Here is an 18,385-nt window from a genome sequence, read left to right as displayed (position 1 = left end):
ACACTCCTTTAGTGCGCTTAGTGCACCGTCTTCGGTTTGTTACCCCAGTTGCCTACGCCGGTTAAACCGATTGCCACGCCAAAGAATTTTTCATCCCAAATGGCGTCCGCATCGGACTGACGTAAACCGCCCTGAATCGCGACATCCACTTTCGTGCTGCGACGACCCAGCGGGAATCCGGCACCGATTGAACCTCCGAATTCTCTCACGTCGGAAATGTAATAATTTCTAAACCAACCGCCTAGACGGAAATCCATTCTCTGCAAGTATTTTTTAAAATAGTCCGTGGAGCCCGAGCGTTCGTAACCGAGACCCACCAAAAATTCATTTTGCGTATCGGTCGAATCTTTAAGATTCCAGCTGCCGCCGATGTTGCGAATGTCGCAGTCCCAACCGCGGAGTTTAAAGTCGAGCATAAAATGATGACGTTTTTTCAAGCGGAAAGCGATACCGGTTGCCATCGCTGCGGGCACATCGATTTGCCGTTTGAGTTTTGTCGGTGCGAGAGTATCGATTTGACTAAATTCCAAATTGTATTCGAGCGAATTTTTCAAAGTGTAACCCGTCGTATAAGAGAAGTAATACGAAACGAATCGACCTTTGTAATGCAATGCTGCGGTATAATACGCCGGATGATCTTTGATTTTCCACGAGCCTTCTGCGGTTTCCGTGAGTTCCGAATTATTCGTTGCCCAAGAATCGTTCTTGGAAACTTGACTATTGTCTGCGCCCAAAGTCAATTCACGCGAGGCGGAGCCCATCACAAAGTGCGCCGCAAAACCGAGAGAAATTTTGCGGAAGAATGGCAGACGCACAGCATAAGCGGGAATGATTTCGTAGACGTTTCCTTTGTACTTAATGTCTGCGAGTTTCGTATTCGAAGAATCGCTCACGCTTTCGTCTAAATTCGACGAATACTTTTCGGAAAGCGCAAGAGAAAGTGCGCCGAATTTGTGAAGCGCAAACAAGAACGAAAGCGAAGGAATTTCCAAAGTGGTCGTCGCATACGATTGTCCGTGACTCGCCGCTACATTTCCTTCAAAAGCAATCGTCGCATTAAATGAAGTGTAATCTTCAAAGGCGATGGACGCAGGGTTCCAATCCACGTAGCCGCTTCCCGCTTTAGCACCACCCGAATAACCGCGGCCCATCGTAATCGCCGAAGCACCTTCCGTCGGTTTTCCAAGCGCTTCCAAACCGATCATCGACGCTGCATTTACAGCAGCGAAGCCCAAAAGAATCAGCAAGAAAAGTCGGCGCATCATTCGTCATCTCCTCGCTTTGTCGCAAGCCAAATTTTCAAATTCATCGGCTGGCTGATATAGTCCGAGAAATCGTAACGCGAGTAAGTTGGATAATCCATGAAAATGCACACGGAATCGCCCTTGTCGGTGATGTGATCGTAGTAAAGCGTATCATATGGAGCAAGCATCGAATAGCCCATACGAAGGATAACTTTCATCTTAGCGCCCTTTCCTGCTCGGTTAATGAAAGAACGCATTCCTTGTGTGATTTGAAGGCCTAACGAATCGCCTTTCATAAAGACCAAATTCGGATGACCATTCTTTTTAATCAATTCTTTGTTGAGCTTATAAACTTCAGAAGCTTCCATATCGGTTCCATTGGAATCGACGAATGTTGCGGCGACCACTTGGACAGGCATTCCGAGTTCAGAGCCTTCTTTCGAAGAACTGCGCGGCATCGTGAGCTGCGCCATCACAACCGCTTGACGCACATCATTGCTATCGCCTTCGGTATAAGGGAATTTATCGCCGTAGAAATCGCTCAACGCTTCGAGAATTTTTTCGCTCGGAAGTTCAACTAAAAGCGATTCCAAAACGCCGCCGTGCAAGATGACGCAACCGGAACATTCTTCTTTGGATGTGCTGATAATCGCTGCACGGAACGCCCAAATATTTTTATAGGTGTCACGAGTAATCGTATCTTCGCCCACGATTGTTGTCCGCGAATACGACTTCACCCGTAAGAACGGGACCACTTCGGCGCCAGGACCGTAGAAGCGATAAAGCCTTTTCGCTCCGGGGAAAGAAATTTTGAGTTGTAAACGCGCTGCATCTTTGACCTTCGTGAGTTTTTCATAAAATGCCGAAGGCAAGTCGATGCGGAAAGCGGTATTGAGAGAAGACATTTTGAGCGAATAAGTCGTGTCCGCAGAATCGGCTTTGGCAAATGCTTTGCGAAGTCCCACTCGCCATAATGAATCTTTGGTATCGCCAATGCTATCGACGAACGAAGAACCGTAGCCGGTTTCTAAAATCCACGAGAAGCGAACTTTGAGCGATTCCTTGAGAGGGAGAGAATCTTTTTTGAATTTTGCTTGCGCATAAAAATCCGAATCGGGATAAAGCGCAAGAAATGCGGAGCGGAATTTTTTCGCACTGTCCGCGCGGAAAGAAGCGAAGAAACTTTTATCGCGGAAGCCGAAATCTAACACCCATTCATGCGTCATGCCGTTGACTTCGCCCGCAACGCCTTGGTAATAATTGATGCGCGGCGTACTGTCAAAGCCCACTTGGTAGGACTCTGGCGAAATGCCATCGATTTCAACCGTTTGCACCAAATAATTCGACGGAAAACCTTGGTCATCGAGCCAAGAAACCAACGCGTCGCCATCCGAATCAAAAATGCAAGATGCCAAAAGCAGCATCGGCAAGATGGCGAAAAAAATCAGCGAGATGAATTTCTTCACGGAAACTCCGAAAAAAGGAAACAACGCTGCAAATATACAAAAACGGATAAATCGCGCCGCGACCTTTGTCGGCTTTCGCCTAAATAACTATACTTGGGGAAAAATTTTTGAGGTCATTTATGAAGCCTTTCCACGCTTGTTTTCAAAACATTAACGGAAACGATACGTATCCGCTGGACGAAGTCATTTATCGCAGCAAAGTCGATGGCAGCCTTTTGGAAGTGCACCACGACCGCGAAGCGCTCGCAGAACGTTCTCCCGAAGAATGGAAAAAGCTTTTTGCAGAACGCCGCATGAGCTTTAAGCCTGCCGATATGAGCGGCGTTTGGAGCAAGCGCGAAATGGTTCTTCCCGAAATTCCCGAAGAAGATATCGTCACCCTCCGCGAAGGTTTTAGTCCGCTTTTTGACGCAAGCGCTCTCGCCAAAGAAATCGGACTCAAAAAACTTTGGGTAAAACTCTGCGGAAACTCGCACACCGGAAGCTTTAAAGATCTCGGCATGACCGTGCTCGTAAGCCAAGTAAATTCGATGATTAAACGCGGCAAACAAATTGACGCCGTCGCTTGCGCAAGTACCGGCGACACATCGGCTGCGCTTTCGGCATTCACCGCAAAAGCTGGCATTCCGAGCATCGTATTTCTTCCCCGCGGAAAGACGAGCGTCGCCCAGTTAATTCAGCCGATTTCTAACGGCAGCATTGTTCTCGCTCTCGATACCGACTTTGACGGCTGCATGAAAATTGTGCAACAAGTCACCGCCGACAATCGCATTTATTTGGCGAACTCGATGAACAGCCTCCGCGTCGAAGGTCAAAAAACAATTTCTCCAGAAATTTGCCAAGAACTCGGCTGGCGCGTGCCCGATACCATTATCATCCCCGGCGGCAATTTGGGAAATGTCAGCGCTCTCGCCAAAGGATTTGACGATTGCCTCGCAATGGGACTTATTGACAAAAAGCCGCGCATCGTTTTGGCTCAAGCCGAAAACGCCAACCCGTTCTACCAAGCTTACAAACGCGGATTTGATAAACTCGTTCCCGTTCAAGCGAAGAAGACTCTCGCAAGCGCTATTCAAATCGGCAATCCGGTGAGCTATCCGAAAGCAGAACGCGCCATCAAAAATTATAACGGCGTCGTCGTCGATGTTTCCGAAGATGAACTCGCAAACGCAGCAGAACGCGGCGACAAAGTCGGTCTTTACGCTTGCCCGCATACCGGCGTCGCTCTCGGTGCTCTCTTAAAACTCTGCGCAAACGGAACGATTGACAAAGATGAAGAAGTCGTCGTCATCAGCACAGCGCACGGTTTGAAATTTACCGAATTCAAAGTCGCCTATCACAAGAAAGAACTCGAAGGCATCGTTTCGCAATATGCGAACCCGATTTTCGAAGCGCCCGCAGAAATCGGACCTGTGATGGACATTTTGAAAAAAGAAATGGCAGCACGGAGACGCTAAACAATGGTTTTGAACGTCATTTGGATACTCTTCTTTTTCGGTGCATTTATTGGCTGCGTTGTCCAATGGCTTGCGCTCGGAAATACGGGAATTTTCAACACGACAATTCTCGCTGCATTTGATATGTCCAAGACGGCGTTCGAAATCGCTCTCGGGCTCACAGGCGTTTTAAGCTTGTGGCTCGGGATTTTAAAAATCGGAGAGAAAGCTGGCGCTGTACAAATTCTCGCAAAAATTGTGCAGCCTCTTTTCTCTCGGCTCTTTCCCGAAATTCCAAAGGGTCATCCCGTCGTCGGGACAATGCTCATGAACTTGAGCGCAAATATGCTCGGGCTCGATAACGCTGCAACGCCGATGGGGCTCAAAGCGATGAAGCAACTGCAAGAGCTCAATCCTAACGCCGACAAAGAAGTCGCAAGCGATTCGCAAATTCTCTTTCTCGTTTTGAACGCAAGCGGTCTTACCCTTATTCCTGTAAGCATTATGACTTACCGCGCCCAAATGGGAGCCGCCAATCCTTCGGATGTTTTTCTGCCGCTTTTACTCGCCACATTTTTCAGCACCATCGCAGGCATTATCGCAATTAGCTTTTTTCAAAAAATTAAACTCAAAGATCCCGTAACCCTTTTATGGCTCGGCGGACTTTCTGCTGTTGTTATCGCAACTCTCGCTTACTTTAGCCATTTATCCGCCGAAGCTCTCGGCACAACGAGCCTTTTCATCAGCGGTTTCATTCTCTTCGCCGTGATTATTTCTTTTTTAGGACTTGCCGTTTACAAAAAAGTGCGCGCATATGAAGCATTCGTCGAAGGCGCAAAAGAAGGATTTCAAACCGCGGTCATGGTCATTCCCTACTTGGTCGCAATTCTCGTCGGCGTTGCCGTTTTCCGCGCAAGCGGTGCGATGGATTTAGTATTGAGCGGAGTTTCGCATCTTCTCGGACTTTTCGGCATCGGAAACGATATCGTTCCCGCTCTCCCGACTGCGATTATGAAACCTCTCAGCGGAAGCGGTGCCCGCGGCATGATGATCGATACGATGAAAACTTTCGGTCCCGATAGTTTCCCCGGTCGTTTAAGCAGCATTTTCCAAGGTGCTGCCGACACAACCTTCTACATTATCGCCGTTTACTTTGGCTCCGTCGGCGTTCGCAAAACTCGCCACGCCGTCACTTGCGCCCTCATCGCAGACTTCGTCGGCATTATCGCCGCAATCGCAATCGCCTACATTTTCTTTCCCCCGAATTAAAGTTGAAATTTAATATGGTAATATGATGAATCAAAAAAATGAAATTGCATTTGCTATTGCCTGTGTTAATGATTTTGCAAAAACTTTCCAATTAAAAACAAAAGAAGCATTTCAATATTTATTTCAATTCAAAGGAATCAAATTTCTTAAAGAAAATTATGAAATTGAACACACTTTATCCATTGAAAATGTTGTAGAAGATTTATCCATTTTCTGTCGTCGTCATGGAGGGAAATTATGATTTTATATCATGGAAGCAACACTGATATAATCAATATTGACCTCACAAAATGTAAGCCTTATAAAGATTTTGGAAAAGGATTTTATCTAACAGATATCAAAGAGCAAGCATTCAAAATGGCTAATCGAGTTGCCAAAATTTATGGTGGAATACCGATTGTAAATATCTATGAAATAGAAAATGATTTTCAATTAAAAAATTTTCTTTCTATAAAAAATTTTGGAAAAAAGACTACAGCAGAATGGGCAACATTCGTGATGAATAATCGAAATAAAAATTTTCAAGATATTCAAAATTTGCTCTGTAATAAAGACTGCAAATACGATATTGTTATTGGTCCCGTAGCCGATGACAATATGGCTCTTTTATTTCGCCAATTTGAAAATGAACTCATTGACTTTCAAACATTGTTAAATGGAATGATTTATAAAGAAACTTCTTCGCAATATTCATTTCACACCCAAAGAGCTGCAGAACTTTTAAATAAAATCGGGATTTCAAAATGAGTAAAAAAGAGCAGCTGATAGAATTTATCTCTCAAGATATCATTGAAAAAATCTGCGAAAATCAAAACGTCGAATATGATGAAGCGATGAATCTGTTTTATAATTCTCAATTTTTTGAAAAACTGCAAGATGATGCTACCGGGCTCTATTTAGAAGGCTCTGATTATTTGTATGAATTATTTGCCGACGAAATGAAGTTTGGAAAAATTATTCAAAAAGAAATTTAAGCGAAATGTGTCTGCTCCCTATCACCGAGCCTAAACGTTTACAAAATTTTACAATTCTTAAAGTTCACTTCAAGTTTTAATTCTTTTCTATTTTCAGTTTATCCTTTTGAGGTAAACATGAAATCTCCCCTTCTCTTCTTAGGAAGCTTGATGATGACCACTTTTGCCACAGCAAAAATTTCCGCCGAAAACGCTCTCACGGAGCGCGAACAAGGCATTGTTCAAATCGCCGCCTTTGCAGCAAACGGCAATTTGGAAAAATTAAAAACCGCAGTCGACGAATCGCTCGACGCTGGACTTACCGTAAACGAAGCGGGCGAAGTCTTTTTACAGCTTTACGCTTACGCAGGATTTCCGCGAAGTTTAAATGCGCAAAATGTGTTGAACGCAGTCGTCCAAGAACGCGAAAGTAAAAAGAAGAAAACGATTTTCGGCGTTCCCCCCGAAAAAGTTCCAAGCGAAAATCGCTACGCTGTCGGCCGCGAACAAATCAACAAAATTTTCGGCTACAACGCAAAACAAAATCGCCCGACCGAAATGGGTTACGCGACGACGACCGATGTTTTCTTAAAAGAGCATCTTTTCTCGGATATTATTCAGCGAAATAATTTAAAAGTCGAAGAACGCGAACTCGCCACCGTTTCGATGCTCGCCGCTCTTTTCAATGTGAATCCGCAATTAAAAGCCCACATTCACGGTGCGCTCACCATCGGAAATTCCGAAGAAAAATTGCGCGGTTTAATTCAAATCTTTGCAAAAAAAGTCGGCAAAAAAGAAGCGAAAAATGCCGAAGCAGTTCTCGCTCAAGTTTTAAAAGAACAGAAAGAAACAAAAATTCCGGCGGAAGAAGAAAAGCCCGCAATTCCTCGTGAAGCGCAAATTTCTGCATTCGCCGTGGGCAATTCCAACGATGCTTACGCCCAATATTTCATCGGGAAAAGTTACTTGGCTTCGCTCAACCGCGACGAAGTTTCTATTTCCAATGTCACCTTTGAACCGGGATGTCGCAACAACTGGCACATTCATCATCAAAGCGGACAAATTTTAATCGTCGTCGGCGGCACGGGCTGGTATCAAGAATGGGGAAAGCCAGCGCAAAAACTGCGCCCCGGTGACGTCGTCCATATTCCGCCCGAAGTCAAGCACTGGCATGGCGCCACAAAAGATTCTTGGTTTGCGCATCTCGCCCTTTCGCTTCCGGGAGAAAATCACACAAACGAATGGCTCGAAGAAGTTTCGGATGCCGAATACTTAAAATTGAAATAGCCCAAGAAAAGAAGAGCGCGCAGAACGCTCTTCTCTTTTAAAACTAAATTTACGGCAGAAAATTTTCGTTGGAGATGACTATGAAATTTTTGACTAGAAAGAATTTAATTTCTGCCGCAGCGATTTTTGCTGCATTTTGTTTTACCGCTTGCGATGATAGTTCTAGCAGCGAACCAAATTTTCCCGATGCCCCCAGCAGTTCGAGTGCCGCCGAAAAAATTTTTGCAAACGAAGTGCGTTATCAAGCTTCGACAAAAAATATGGAAAACTTGGAAAAATTGGGCGAAGTTCAAATTCGCTATGTCGATGAAAACGGAAAAATTGTCCAAGAAAAATTTGATGGCGAATGGAAGAAAACGGTTGCGTTAAATTCGGATGCCGACTCTATTCTCTACGCCGCCCAAGTCCGCGTTCTCTTAAAAGACAGCGCCGAAATTGCTGCAATCGACGAAGATTTAAATATTCATGTCGATCTCTACGCGGTTCTTCCTTATACGAAAAATGGCAAAGAAATTCTTGATACACTGCAGAATACTTTACTCACAAATGAACTTCGTTTTCATTCATCGCCGAAGTACACTTTTTCCACCGTTGAAAAACAGCGGGAAATTTTTGAAGGCTTTAATGTCAATTCACTCGCTTACAGCGAAAAATATTCTTGCGACGACGGAATTTGCAAAGCAGAAAGAATTTCAGAATTATTCTGGATTGTAAACGAAGAAGCGCTCGACGAAGATTAAAGCATGGCACGGCACACGCCGTGCTTTTTCAAAAAACACTTTTCTAAAATTTTTCTATGACACCTTTAGACGCCATCATGACAAAGTATGTGTTGCGCAATACCGCACTCGTTGAAATTTTCCCTGGAGAACTTTCGCATAAAACCGTGCAAAAAGCGCGGATGGGAACGCGGGCGATTTCCAAAAGAATGCAGCAAAAAGTGGTCGACGCTTTAAATGCGGTACTCGGTTTAGAAAAGCCGTATAAGCGCGCAGATATTTTTGGAGAAGCGCACCCACAAAATGCAGCAGAAAATTCTGCGGAAAGCGAAAATTAAAATTCCAAATTTTTGTGCGATTTCAAATAGGCGAAGGTTTTCTCTTCGCCTTTTTCTGCGAGCATTTTCAGTAAAAACAAAAGTTTGCGGTAAGTCGTATCCGTCATTTTTTCTTGGGCGGTGCTATTCAACAAATAGCGCAACGGAGAATCTTGTGTATAATTTTCGCGGTTGTATGTTTTCGAAGCTGCGATGCGATCGCAGAACATTTCTTTGATATAACGGTCCGGCATATCAACGGGAACGATTTTTTTCGTCGCCATTTCATAATCGTACCAATATTCAAAGTGATGTTTGTTTCTGCCTTTGTGATGCATCCACGCAAGGCTAAAACCGTAACTGCGACGCTCGCCATTATTCGGCGATTCTTTTCCGGTGTAAAATTTTGCGCCCGGTAAAAATTCCGTCAGCGAATACTTTGACAAATCGTGAAACAATCCTTGAAATCCAATTCCCGCGCGAAAGCAAAGTCGAATGACTTCGTGGCGGTGTTTTGTGATTGTCAAAAAATGTCCCAAGAAATGAAGCATTATCCTAATTGCGATTCGCGATAATCAAATCCAAACGCGCGACGCGAAACAGAAAGAATCGGCGGCATTTGAATGCGTTTTGCCAAAGCGATTCCTTTGTAACGATGCCACCAACGGCGCATATCGTCCATCACATCTTCGTTTGTGCGGAATTTCGTTTTGAAAAATTCCAAATCGACGCCGAGTTGTGCGCAGTAAAATTCAAAACCTTTGCTGAGCAATTCTTCGGAATCAGCGATGCCGTTACGCTGCCAACGTTCCATCCAAAATGCGAACAATTTATCGTGATACGGATAAATAATCGGGTCGCCTTTTCCTTCGTCGACATTTTGTGCATCCGAAAGTTCTGCGCTCGCCGGAATATCAATCGATGCTTGCGGAATTACTTCACGCTCTGCGTTAATTTCGCGGGCAAGTTCGTAAACTTGCGTTTTCCACAAATCACCGAGGGCGCACATCACTCCCGAAGTATCGCCATATAAAGTGCAGTAACCGACAGAAACTTCGCTCTTGTTTCCGTTGCAAGTAAAGCCTGCGCCGACGACGCTCGCAATCGTTGCAAGGAACGCAGCACTCCGCAAACGCGCTTGCAAATTTTCGTAATGAATGCCGACGACATCCATCTTTACATTATTACGCACAAACGAATCTGCAGCCAAACTTTCGCAGAGAGTTTTTGCAACGGTTTCAATCGGCGCCACCATATACGGGCAACCGAGATTTTCCGCTAAATCTTTCGCCGCATTTTTCGTCGTATTCGAATTGAAACGCGTCGGCATATTTACGAGGAAAACATTTTCATGTCCGATCGCTTCGGAATAGAGCACTGCGCTCACTGCGCTATCAATTCCGCCCGATGCGCCGATGACAATTTTTCGAATGCCAAAGCGTGCGAGATTTTTGCGAATCATATAAACGAGTGCTTGATGCACTTCGGCAATTCCCGTTTTCCGCGGCGCTTCCGTTTCCGAAACAGAAACAATTCCATTTTCAAAATTGACCAAACTTCCGTGTTCTTCAAAAATCGGCAACGAGAAAATGCTTTTTCCCTTGGCATCGTAAACGCTCGAATCGCCTTCGAATGCGTAAATATTTTTGCCGTTATTTTGCGTGCCGACGGCATTCACATAGAGCAGCGGAATTTTTGCGTTCTTCGCATGCGCTCCAAAAACGCGGTCGCGTGCGCGGTCTTTGCCTTGCGTATAAGGCGAGCACGAAATGTTCACGAGCAAATCGCCCGCCTGCATTTTCTTTTGCAAAATTTCAAACGGTTTAATTTTATATAACGAATCCCAACCGTCTTCGCAAATGGTAATGCCCAATTTAAATTCGCCCAAATCGAGTGGCGAAAGAATTTCGGAAACCGGCACATTCATCGTCTGCGCTAATTTTCGTAAATCCGAAAAATAACGCGGTTCTTCAAATTCGCGGTAACTCGGCAAAAGTGTTTTGGGCAAGAATTTTTTCTTGACGCCGCCGAAATCGATGAGCGTTTTGAAATTTCCATGCGACGCATAGAAGGCTGCGTTATACAAAAGAGCGCGGCCATTTTCACCGTTTTCTTTTTCCTTGGCGACACTGCCAAAAAGAATATCCACTTTTTCGGAAAGTTCGCAGATGGATTCATTGATGCGCAAGCAACGTTCTACAAAAGAATTTTCTTCCCACAAATCCGAGAGAAGATAACCGGGAACTGCCATTTCCGGGAAAATGACAAGCTTTGCGCCTGCAGCAATTCCCTCTTCGACAAATTTTTGAATGGCGGAAAAATTCTTTTCCGGATTTCCCGGAATCACTTCCATTTGAGCAATGTAGATTTTCATAATTTCTCTGCTTACATCCAGCCGCGTTCCGAAGTTCCCGAGATGCCGCGGACTTTCAAATCAAAGTCATCCGGATTCGTTGCTGCACCCAATGCGACTTCATAAGTAATCAATTTTTTGGAATACAAATCCAACAAAGCTTGGTCAAAAGTCTGGCTGTGATATTGCATGTGACCTTCGGCGATTGCTTGTTCGATCATTCCCGTTTTATTTTTATCGATAATGTATTCGCGAATCGCTGCGGTGTTAATCATAATTTCCGAAGCGGGAACGCGTCCTGCGCCATCCGATTTCGGGAGAAGGCGAAGGCTTACAATGCCCGCCAAACATTCGCCGAGAAGAAGACGCACTTCATCGTGTTGATGCGGCGGATACATCGAAAGAACGCGGGCAATCGTTTCGGTCGCATTCGTTGTGTGAATCGTTGCAAAAACCATGTGACCGGTATCGGCTGCGGTTAATGCAATTTGCATCGTTTCCAAATCACGAATTTCACCGACCAAGAGAACATCGGGGTCTTGACGAAGCGCAGAGCGTAATGCATTTGCATAAGAATTCGTGTCCACGCCGATTTCGCGCTGCGAAACAATGGAAGTGCGATCTTTGTGCAAATATTCAATCGGGTCTTCGACGGTGATAATATTATCGGCGACGGTATCGTTCAAATGGTCGATCATCGAAGCCAAGCAAGTCGATTTTCCCGAGCCCGTTGTTCCGGTAACGAGAACAAGTCCGCGTTTCCGTTCGGCGAGTTCCAAAATGACCGGCGGCAAATTCAATTCTTCAAATTTCGGAATGGACGCTTTAATATGGCGGATTACCATTGCCGAAGATCCGCGCTGACGAAAAACGTTCACACGGAAACGTCCCATTTCGCGGGCACCGACAGCAAAGTCGCATTCTTTATTGGTTTCGAACCGGTTCATCTGATCGCGGTTCATCATATCCATCAAAAATTCGTCCATCGTCGCCGCGTCAATCGCCACATCGACGACCTTCGTCAACTTTCCGTTGATACGATAAATCGGCGGAACGCCTACGCGAATATGCAAGTCCGAAGCTTTCTTCTGCGCCATCAAACGCAGAAGCTGTTCAATTTTGATAGCGGCCATCGAAATCTCCGTTTCAGCTTATGGATTTTTTTCGTTGCGAATTTTTTCAATTTCGGCAAGACGACTCCGCAGAGATTCATCTTCGGGTTCTTTGCGAATCAAATCCCGATAAATTTTTTCTGCTTCGTCGTAAACGCCTTGTTCAAAATAAATTTCGGCTAAAGTCCGCGTGCTCGTCGTCGGGTCTTCCGGGAGATCGTCCGAATCGCTGCCGAATAAACTGTCAAACGAATTCGTCACCGACTTGTTTAATTCTTGAGCACTAGCCGGTTCATCCAAATTCAAAACGTCGTCTGCGGAATTTTCTGGTTCCGCTTTTGCTTCGGATTTTTCTTCCGGTTTTTCTTTCGAAATTGGCACGGCATTTTCCGCGGGCGCAGAAGTTTCGTTAAACTTCAAATATTCTGTCGGGAAATCGTCCGAGTCGCTGCCGAATAAACTGTCAAACGAATTCGTCACCGACTTGTTCAATTCTTGAGCACTCGCCGGTTCATCCAAATTCAAAACATCATCTGCGGAATTTTCCGCTTCCGATTTTTCTTCCGGTTTTTCTTCCGAAATTGGCGCGACATTTTCTGCGGGCGCAGAAGTTTCGTCAAGCTTCAAATCTTCCGTCGGGAGATCGTCCGAATCGCTGCCGAATAAACTGTCAAACGAATTCGTCACCGACTTGTTCAATTCTTGAGCACTCGCCGGTTCATCCAAATTCAAAACATCGTCTGCGGAATTTTCCGCTTCCGATTTTTCTTCCGGTTTTTCTTCCGAAATTGGCGCGACATTTTCTGCGGGCGCAGAAGTTTCGTCAAGCTTCAAATCTTCCGTCGGGAGATCGTCCGAATCGCTGCCGAATAAACTGTCAAATGAATTCGTCACCGACTTGTCCAATTCTTGAGCACTCGCCGGTTCATCCAAATTCAAAACATCGTCTGCGGAATTTTCCGCTTCCGATTTTGCTTCGGATTTTTCTTCCGGTTTTTCTTCCGAAATTGGCGCGGCATTTTCTGCGGGCGCGGACGCCTCGTCAAGCTTCAAATCTTCTGTCGGGAAATCGTCCGAATCGCTGCCGAATAAACTGTCAAATGAATTCGTCACCGACTTGTCCAATTCTTGAGCACTCGCCGGTTCATCCAAATTCAAAACATCGTCTGCGGAATTTTCCGCTTTCGATTTTGCTTCGGATTTTTCTTCCGAAATTGGCGCGGCATTTTCTGCGGGCGCGGACGCCTCGTCAAGCTTCAAATCTTCTGTAGGGAGATCGTCCAAATCGCTGCCAAATAAACTATCAAACGAATTCGTCACCGACTTGTCCAATTCTTGAGCACTCGCCGGTTCATCCAAATTCAAAACATCGTCTGCGGAATTTTCCGCTTTCGATTTTGCTTCGGATTTTTCTTCCGAAATTGGCGCGGCATTTTCTGCGGGCGCGGACGCCTCGTCAAGCTTCAAATCTTCTGTAGGGAGATCGTCCAAATCGCTGCCAAATAAACTATCAAACGAATTCGTCACCGACTTGTCCAATTCTTGAGCACTCGCCGGTTCATCCAAATTCAAAACATCGTCTGCGGAATTTTCCGCTTTCGATTTTGCTTCGGATTTTTCTTCCGAAATTGGCGCGACATTTTCTGCAGGCGCAGAAGTTTCGTCAAGCTTCAAATCTTCTGTAGGGAGATCGAGCGAAGTTTCCGCTGGTTTTTCTGCAGCCTTCGACGGAACAAATTCTTCGGGCAATTCATCTTCGCCAAAGATATCGTCAAACGCATCCGAAAGGGTTTGCGGTTTATCTTCGGCAGGCGGAATGTTCAAAGTTTCTGCCGGTTCTTCTTTCGCTACAGGCTCGGGTTCGCTTACTTCTGTCGAACCAAAAATGCCAGAGAGCGCAGTCGAAATATCATTGCCTTCGATTTCTTCGGCAGGGAAAACATCTTTGTCCGTATTCGTCGGCGCAAAGCCCGCGATGGCACTGTTCAAGCTGCTTTCCAAATCGTTGAACGAAACTTCGCCATCGTTTTCATCCTCTGCCGAAGCGAGAGTGGCGAAAGAGGCGAACGGATCATCTTCATCCGTCGAAGATTCCGAAGCTTGCGGTGCAGTTTTTTCTGCAGGAGTCGTTTCTGCGGGAGCAGGAGCTGATTCTACCGGCGCAGCCGCTTGCGGAGCAATCGTTTCGGGGCTCTTTTCGATAAGCGGTTCATCCGGCAAATCGAGCGGTTGATCTTTCAGCAATTCATCGAGAGAAACATCGGCAGCGGTCGCTTCTGCAGCAGAAAGCGGTTCGGCAGATTCCGACGTCGGCGTTTCTTCGAATAAGTTCGGAGCATTTTCGCTCGTCCAGAACGGGTCGAGTGGATCCAAATTACGGAGGAGCAAGTAATAATGTTTGCTATTCTGAGCGTCGCCCTTTGCAGCATAAGCGTCGCCCATTCGGCGTAAAGCCGACAGACAACACGAATTGCGGAGCAGGACAAATTCGCAAGCTTGAATGGCGCTATCCCATTCTTCTTTTGCGACGAGAATTTTAGAAAGAACCAAATGACCTTCCACGCTATCGGGGAAAGCTTCAAGTCCCGATGTAACGCATTCTTTTGCTTCGTCCAATTCGCCGCGGTCGCACAAAAGGTCTGCGAGCCAAGCGAAAGCCATCGATTGTTTCTTTTTGCCGATTGCCTTGCGGAGTGATTCTACCGTTGCTGCCATATCTTACCCCTAAAACGACAAGGCGATTGCTTCGTCGGTCAAAAGAACAGGAATTCCGTTTTTCACCGGATAAAGTTTTGTTCCATCTTCGGAAACAAGCGCATCTTCAAGCGGTTCAGAAAGGAGGGTTCCGCCAACTGTTTTCAGCTTTCCTTGAGAAATTTCTGCGTTCACACGAGAAATCTCCGATTCCGAAGCTTCGCGAAGAGGCTTGCGGGTATCGGGAGTGCATAAAATCGAAAGCATTTCAGAATCCATAATTCACCTTTTTTTACCGAATAAAAATAGCCTTTTTTCTTACGCGGTGGAGTCAATAAAAATAATTCAAGTCCACTACAGCGTAATTTGTATTATTATCTGCTCCGATGAGCAGTTTCGGACAAAGTCCGAGAGATTTTATCTGCGCCGCATCGAATTGTTCGCGGAATCCATTCGCATCCGAAAGCACGAGCAATTCCCGAGAACCAGTCCTTTTGCAAATCGCCGCCAACTGTTCCATTCCGCCGAGAAGATGTTCGCGATTTTCTTCGGTCACACACTCGGGATGATTCGTGACGCAGCCTAAAATATTTAATCCCGGTTTTAAATGATAGCGGTCAAACCAGCACGCAATCGAATCCGTCGTCCCGCCGAGTAAAATGGAACGCTTTGCTTTGCCCGAAAAAATTTGGTAAAAATAACCGAGCCAAAAAAGAAGCCTTCGCCAAAATACACAGCCAAAAGCAATCGCAATCGCGGGATAAATTAAAGTCCAATCGGCGCGCAAAGCAAAAATTTCTGCGACGAGCGATACCGCTGCTGCGGGCAATAAGAATTTGAATAATCGAAAGCCTTCGAGTCTTGGGGAAACGTAATCGCCCGCTATCGCCATCGGCATCCAAGTAAAGAGCGCAAGCGCTGCAACTTGATGAAGAGAAATCGGTGCAAAGCAAGAATAGACCGCTCCGCACAAAACGGCGACGAGAATATCGACGAGCATTTTCCACCACTGCGGAACGAGTCTCGAAAAAACGCCGACGATCGCTGCAAAGAAAATTCCAATCGCGATGATAAATGTCGGCAAATGGTAATTGTGATGCTTCTTTGCAAAGATGAGCATCGCCATGTAAAATTCGACGAAAGTGCGGAATCGCCGCGTTTTACTGCTTTGACCTTTGAAATGGAGAATGCTCGTGCCCGGATAATAATAATTGTTAAAGCCCAACTTTTTTATCCGCAGGCAAATATCCAAGTCTTCACCGTACATGAAAAAGTCTTCGTCAAATCCGTGTAACTTGTCAAAGGTTTCGCGCTTGACGCCGAGAAAAGATCCGCTCACCGCATCGACCGCAGTTTCTTCATCCGGATCCAAATACGTCATATTATACGACGCAAAAATTTTGCTTTTTGGAAATAAAGCAGAAAGTCCAATCGTTTTGCAAATCGCAGCAAACGGCGACGGGAAAGAACGGCGGCACGCCCACTGCAATGTTCCATCGCCATTTAAAATTTTACAGCCGACTGCCCCGGCATCGGGCTTAGACGCCATGTAAGAAAGAGTGCGTTCAAAAGTTCCGCGCGAAACGACAGTGTCGGGATTTACAAAGAAGAGAACTTCTTTGGTTGCGCTTTTTGCCGCGAGATTGCAGCCTTTGCCGAAGCCTAAATTTTCTGCGCTGTCAATCCATTTCACATGCGGAAATGCATTTTTCTGTTCTGGAAGAATTGGAATCGGCGAACCATTATCGACAACGATAATTTCGGAATCGATGTTTTTGAGTGCATCGGAAACCGAAGCCAAACAAGCCGGAATATAGTCGCGGGAATTGTAAGCGACGATAATGACAGAACAAGAATACGGCGCAGTCATTCGGCTCCTTTACGAACGCTTAAAGCGCAGTTTTAAAACCAAGAAAAACGCTTCGGAAATAATTCCCCCGCTCATCTTGGACACGCCGCGGATTCTATCCGTAAAGACAATCGGAATTTCTTTGACCCGCAAACCTTTTTTCCAAATTTTAAAAGTCGTTTCGATTTGAAAGCAATAACCGTCGCTTTTCATCCCCGAAAGATCAAGCGCTTCGAGCGCAGAACGCCGGAAACATTTGAAGCCGCCGGTCGCATCTTTGACGGGAAGCCCTGTGACGATTCGCGTATAAAGGTTCGCAAAGTAACTGAGCAAAAGACGTTTCCAATCCCAGTTGACAACGCCGAGTTTCTTTTCGTTGTAACGGCTGCCGAGAACGAGATCGGCATCTTCGGCTGCGGCTAAAAAGCGCGGCAAATCTTCGGGATTGTGACTAAAGTCGGCGTCCATTTCGAAGACGCGTTCAAAGTCTTTTTCTAGCGCCCACTTAAATCCGGTGACGTAAGCCGAACCGAGTCCCATTTTTCCGGGGCGACGCAGCAAATGCACTTTGGCATTTTCTTTCATCATCGATTCGACGATGTCGCCCGTTCCATCGGGGGATCCGTCATCAACGACGAGAACTTCTAAGCACGGATCTTGTGAAAGCACCGCTGGAATAATGAGCGAGATATTGTCTTTTTCATTATACGTGGGAATAATCACCAAACTTTTGGGATAACTCATACCGATCCCTCCTCATCGATATTGCCGCGGACCGTTTCTGCAATCGGATAACGTTGCTTTTTATTGCGATTAAAAAGTTCCGCTAAAAATCCGAGCGAGAAAAGTTGCACGCCCATCAAAAGCGAGAAGCCTCCGACAACGATGAGCGGACGCAAATGCAACGCTCCCGTTTGAATCCATTCGAGTCCGAAGTAACCGAAAACGCCACCGCCGAACAAGAGGAAAATGAGTCCGAAAAGTCCGAAGAAATGCAGCGGTTTTGTCGCAAAACGATTTAAGAATAAAAGCGTTAAGAGATCGAGAAATCCCGAGACGAGACGCGAAACGCCGTATTTAGAAGAACCGTGAATGCGGGCGCGATGCGCAACCGGCATTTCGGTAATCCGCGCGCCCTGCCACTTCGCCATCACCGGAATAAAGCGATGAAAATCGCCGTAGAGATTGATGAAGCGAACGACAGAACTGCGATACAATTTAATGCCGCAGTTAAAATCGTGCAAACGCTTTCCGCAAATCAACGAAACCGTCAAATTGAAAAGTTTCGACGGCCACGTTTTGTGCCACGGATCGTGACGGCGTACTTTCCAGCCCGAGACGAGATCGTAACCGTCGTCGAGGATTTTCATCATCTTCGGAATTTCGCGGGGGTCATCTTGCAAATCGCCGTCGAGAGTTGCGATTAAATCGCCACGGCTTTTTGAGAAACCGAGCGATAACGCATCCGCTTTTCCGCAGTTAAATTGAAAACGGAAAAGGCGTAAAAAATCGTACTTTTCAGCGAGTCCGCGCAAAACCTTCCACGAATCGTCGCGGCTTCCGTCATCGATGACAATCACTTCAAACGATTTTCCTGTCGGCGTAATCGCTTGGATGATTTCTTCCATCAAAGGCGGCAAATTTTCTGCTTCATCTTTGACGGGAATAACCAGACTCAAATCCATA

General features: G+C 45.8%; 18 protein-coding genes. 8 read left to right on the top strand and 10 right to left on the bottom strand.

What is annotated here, in order from left to right:
* Positions 1 to 17: 17 nt before the first annotated feature.
* Positions 18 to 1,265, bottom strand: coding sequence for a hypothetical protein (locus B0H50_RS00590; RefSeq protein WP_109587072.1), 1,248 nt, complete (start codon positions 1,263 to 1,265; stop codon positions 18 to 20).
* Positions 1,262 to 2,710 (bottom strand): hypothetical protein, encoded by a 1,449-nt coding sequence (locus tag B0H50_RS00585; RefSeq protein ID WP_146129104.1) that lies wholly within the window; start codon positions 2,708 to 2,710, stop codon positions 1,262 to 1,264. Before B0H50_RS00585 ends, B0H50_RS00590 begins: the two co-directional genes overlap by 4 nt.
* 119 nt (positions 2,711 to 2,829) lie before the next feature.
* Here B0H50_RS00585 and thrC point away from each other — a divergent pair, with 119 nt between their 5' ends.
* From thrC to B0H50_RS00540, 8 genes are all read left to right on the top strand, one after another.
* Entirely contained in the window at positions 2,830 to 4,167 is a 1,338-nt protein-coding gene (gene thrC / locus B0H50_RS00575; protein ID WP_109587069.1) for a threonine synthase, read from the top strand.
* A gap of 3 nt (positions 4,168 to 4,170) precedes the next feature.
* Positions 4,171 to 5,415: a nucleoside recognition domain-containing protein gene (locus B0H50_RS00570; protein WP_106197461.1), complete on the top strand. Its 1,245-nt coding sequence runs from the start codon at positions 4,171 to 4,173 to the stop codon at positions 5,413 to 5,415.
* Between the two features lie 22 nt (positions 5,416 to 5,437).
* Entirely contained in the window at positions 5,438 to 5,656 is a 219-nt protein-coding gene (locus B0H50_RS00565) for a DUF3791 domain-containing protein (RefSeq protein ID WP_106197462.1), read from the top strand.
* The gene (locus tag B0H50_RS00560) at positions 5,653 to 6,162 is read left to right on the top strand and encodes a DUF3990 domain-containing protein (protein WP_106197463.1); all 510 of its coding nucleotides are present in this window, start codon (positions 5,653 to 5,655) and stop codon (positions 6,160 to 6,162) included. Before B0H50_RS00565 ends, B0H50_RS00560 begins: the two co-directional genes overlap by 4 nt.
* Entirely contained in the window at positions 6,159 to 6,389 is a 231-nt protein-coding gene (locus B0H50_RS00555; protein ID WP_106197464.1) for a hypothetical protein, read from the top strand. Before B0H50_RS00560 ends, B0H50_RS00555 begins: the two co-directional genes overlap by 4 nt.
* Before the next feature lie 117 nt (positions 6,390 to 6,506).
* Positions 6,507 to 7,655, top strand: a complete 1,149-nt coding sequence (locus B0H50_RS00550) for a carboxymuconolactone decarboxylase family protein (RefSeq protein WP_199191844.1) — start codon at positions 6,507 to 6,509, stop codon at positions 7,653 to 7,655.
* Between the two features lie 80 nt (positions 7,656 to 7,735).
* A complete protein-coding gene (locus B0H50_RS00545; protein ID WP_109587068.1) occupies positions 7,736 to 8,395 on the top strand; it encodes a hypothetical protein in 660 nt (219 codons plus the stop codon).
* A gap of 56 nt (positions 8,396 to 8,451) precedes the next feature.
* Positions 8,452 to 8,712 (top strand): hypothetical protein, encoded by a 261-nt coding sequence (locus B0H50_RS00540; RefSeq protein WP_109587067.1) that lies wholly within the window; start codon positions 8,452 to 8,454, stop codon positions 8,710 to 8,712.
* Here B0H50_RS00540 and B0H50_RS00535 read toward each other — a convergent pair.
* The 8 genes from B0H50_RS00535 to B0H50_RS00500 are packed head-to-tail and all read right to left on the bottom strand — an operon-like array spanning position 8,709 to position 18,384.
* On the bottom strand, positions 8,709 to 9,242 hold the full coding sequence (locus tag B0H50_RS00535) for a DUF5662 family protein (protein ID WP_106197467.1): 534 nt from the start codon (positions 9,240 to 9,242) through the stop codon (positions 8,709 to 8,711). The two genes, B0H50_RS00540 and B0H50_RS00535, sit on opposite strands and share 4 nt — an antisense overlap.
* On the bottom strand, positions 9,242 to 11,065 hold the full coding sequence (nadE, locus tag B0H50_RS00530; RefSeq protein ID WP_106197468.1) for an NAD(+) synthase: 1,824 nt from the start codon (positions 11,063 to 11,065) through the stop codon (positions 9,242 to 9,244). The genes B0H50_RS00535 and nadE overlap by 1 nt, the downstream gene beginning before the upstream one ends.
* An 11-nt stretch (positions 11,066 to 11,076) precedes the next feature.
* Positions 11,077 to 12,177, bottom strand: coding sequence for a type IV pilus twitching motility protein PilT (locus tag B0H50_RS00525; protein ID WP_106197469.1), 1,101 nt, complete (start codon positions 12,175 to 12,177; stop codon positions 11,077 to 11,079).
* Between the two features lie 18 nt (positions 12,178 to 12,195).
* Complete coding sequence (locus tag B0H50_RS00520) at positions 12,196 to 14,871, bottom strand: tetratricopeptide repeat protein (protein WP_109587066.1); 2,676 nt, start codon at positions 14,869 to 14,871, stop codon at positions 12,196 to 12,198.
* 9 nt (positions 14,872 to 14,880) lie between these two features.
* Positions 14,881 to 15,129: a Trm112 family protein gene (locus B0H50_RS00515; RefSeq protein ID WP_233244441.1), complete on the bottom strand. Its 249-nt coding sequence runs from the start codon at positions 15,127 to 15,129 to the stop codon at positions 14,881 to 14,883.
* Positions 15,130 to 15,181: 52 nt separating this feature from the next.
* Complete coding sequence (locus B0H50_RS00510) at positions 15,182 to 16,720, bottom strand: glycosyltransferase family 2 protein (protein ID WP_106197472.1); 1,539 nt, start codon at positions 16,718 to 16,720, stop codon at positions 15,182 to 15,184.
* A gap of 9 nt (positions 16,721 to 16,729) precedes the next feature.
* Positions 16,730 to 17,443, bottom strand: coding sequence for a polyprenol monophosphomannose synthase (locus B0H50_RS00505; protein ID WP_106197473.1), 714 nt, complete (start codon positions 17,441 to 17,443; stop codon positions 16,730 to 16,732).
* Positions 17,440 to 18,384 (bottom strand): glycosyltransferase family 2 protein, encoded by a 945-nt coding sequence (locus B0H50_RS00500; RefSeq protein WP_106197474.1) that lies wholly within the window; start codon positions 18,382 to 18,384, stop codon positions 17,440 to 17,442. The genes B0H50_RS00505 and B0H50_RS00500 overlap by 4 nt, the downstream gene beginning before the upstream one ends.
* Position 18,385: the final 1 nt, after the last annotated feature.

This window comes from Hallerella porci (assembly GCF_003148885.1).
Lineage (GTDB): Bacteria > Fibrobacterota > Fibrobacteria > Fibrobacterales > Fibrobacteraceae > Hallerella > Hallerella porci.
The sequence above is the reverse complement of the archived record's forward strand: the minus strand, read 5'-3'. Positions and strand labels throughout refer to the sequence as shown.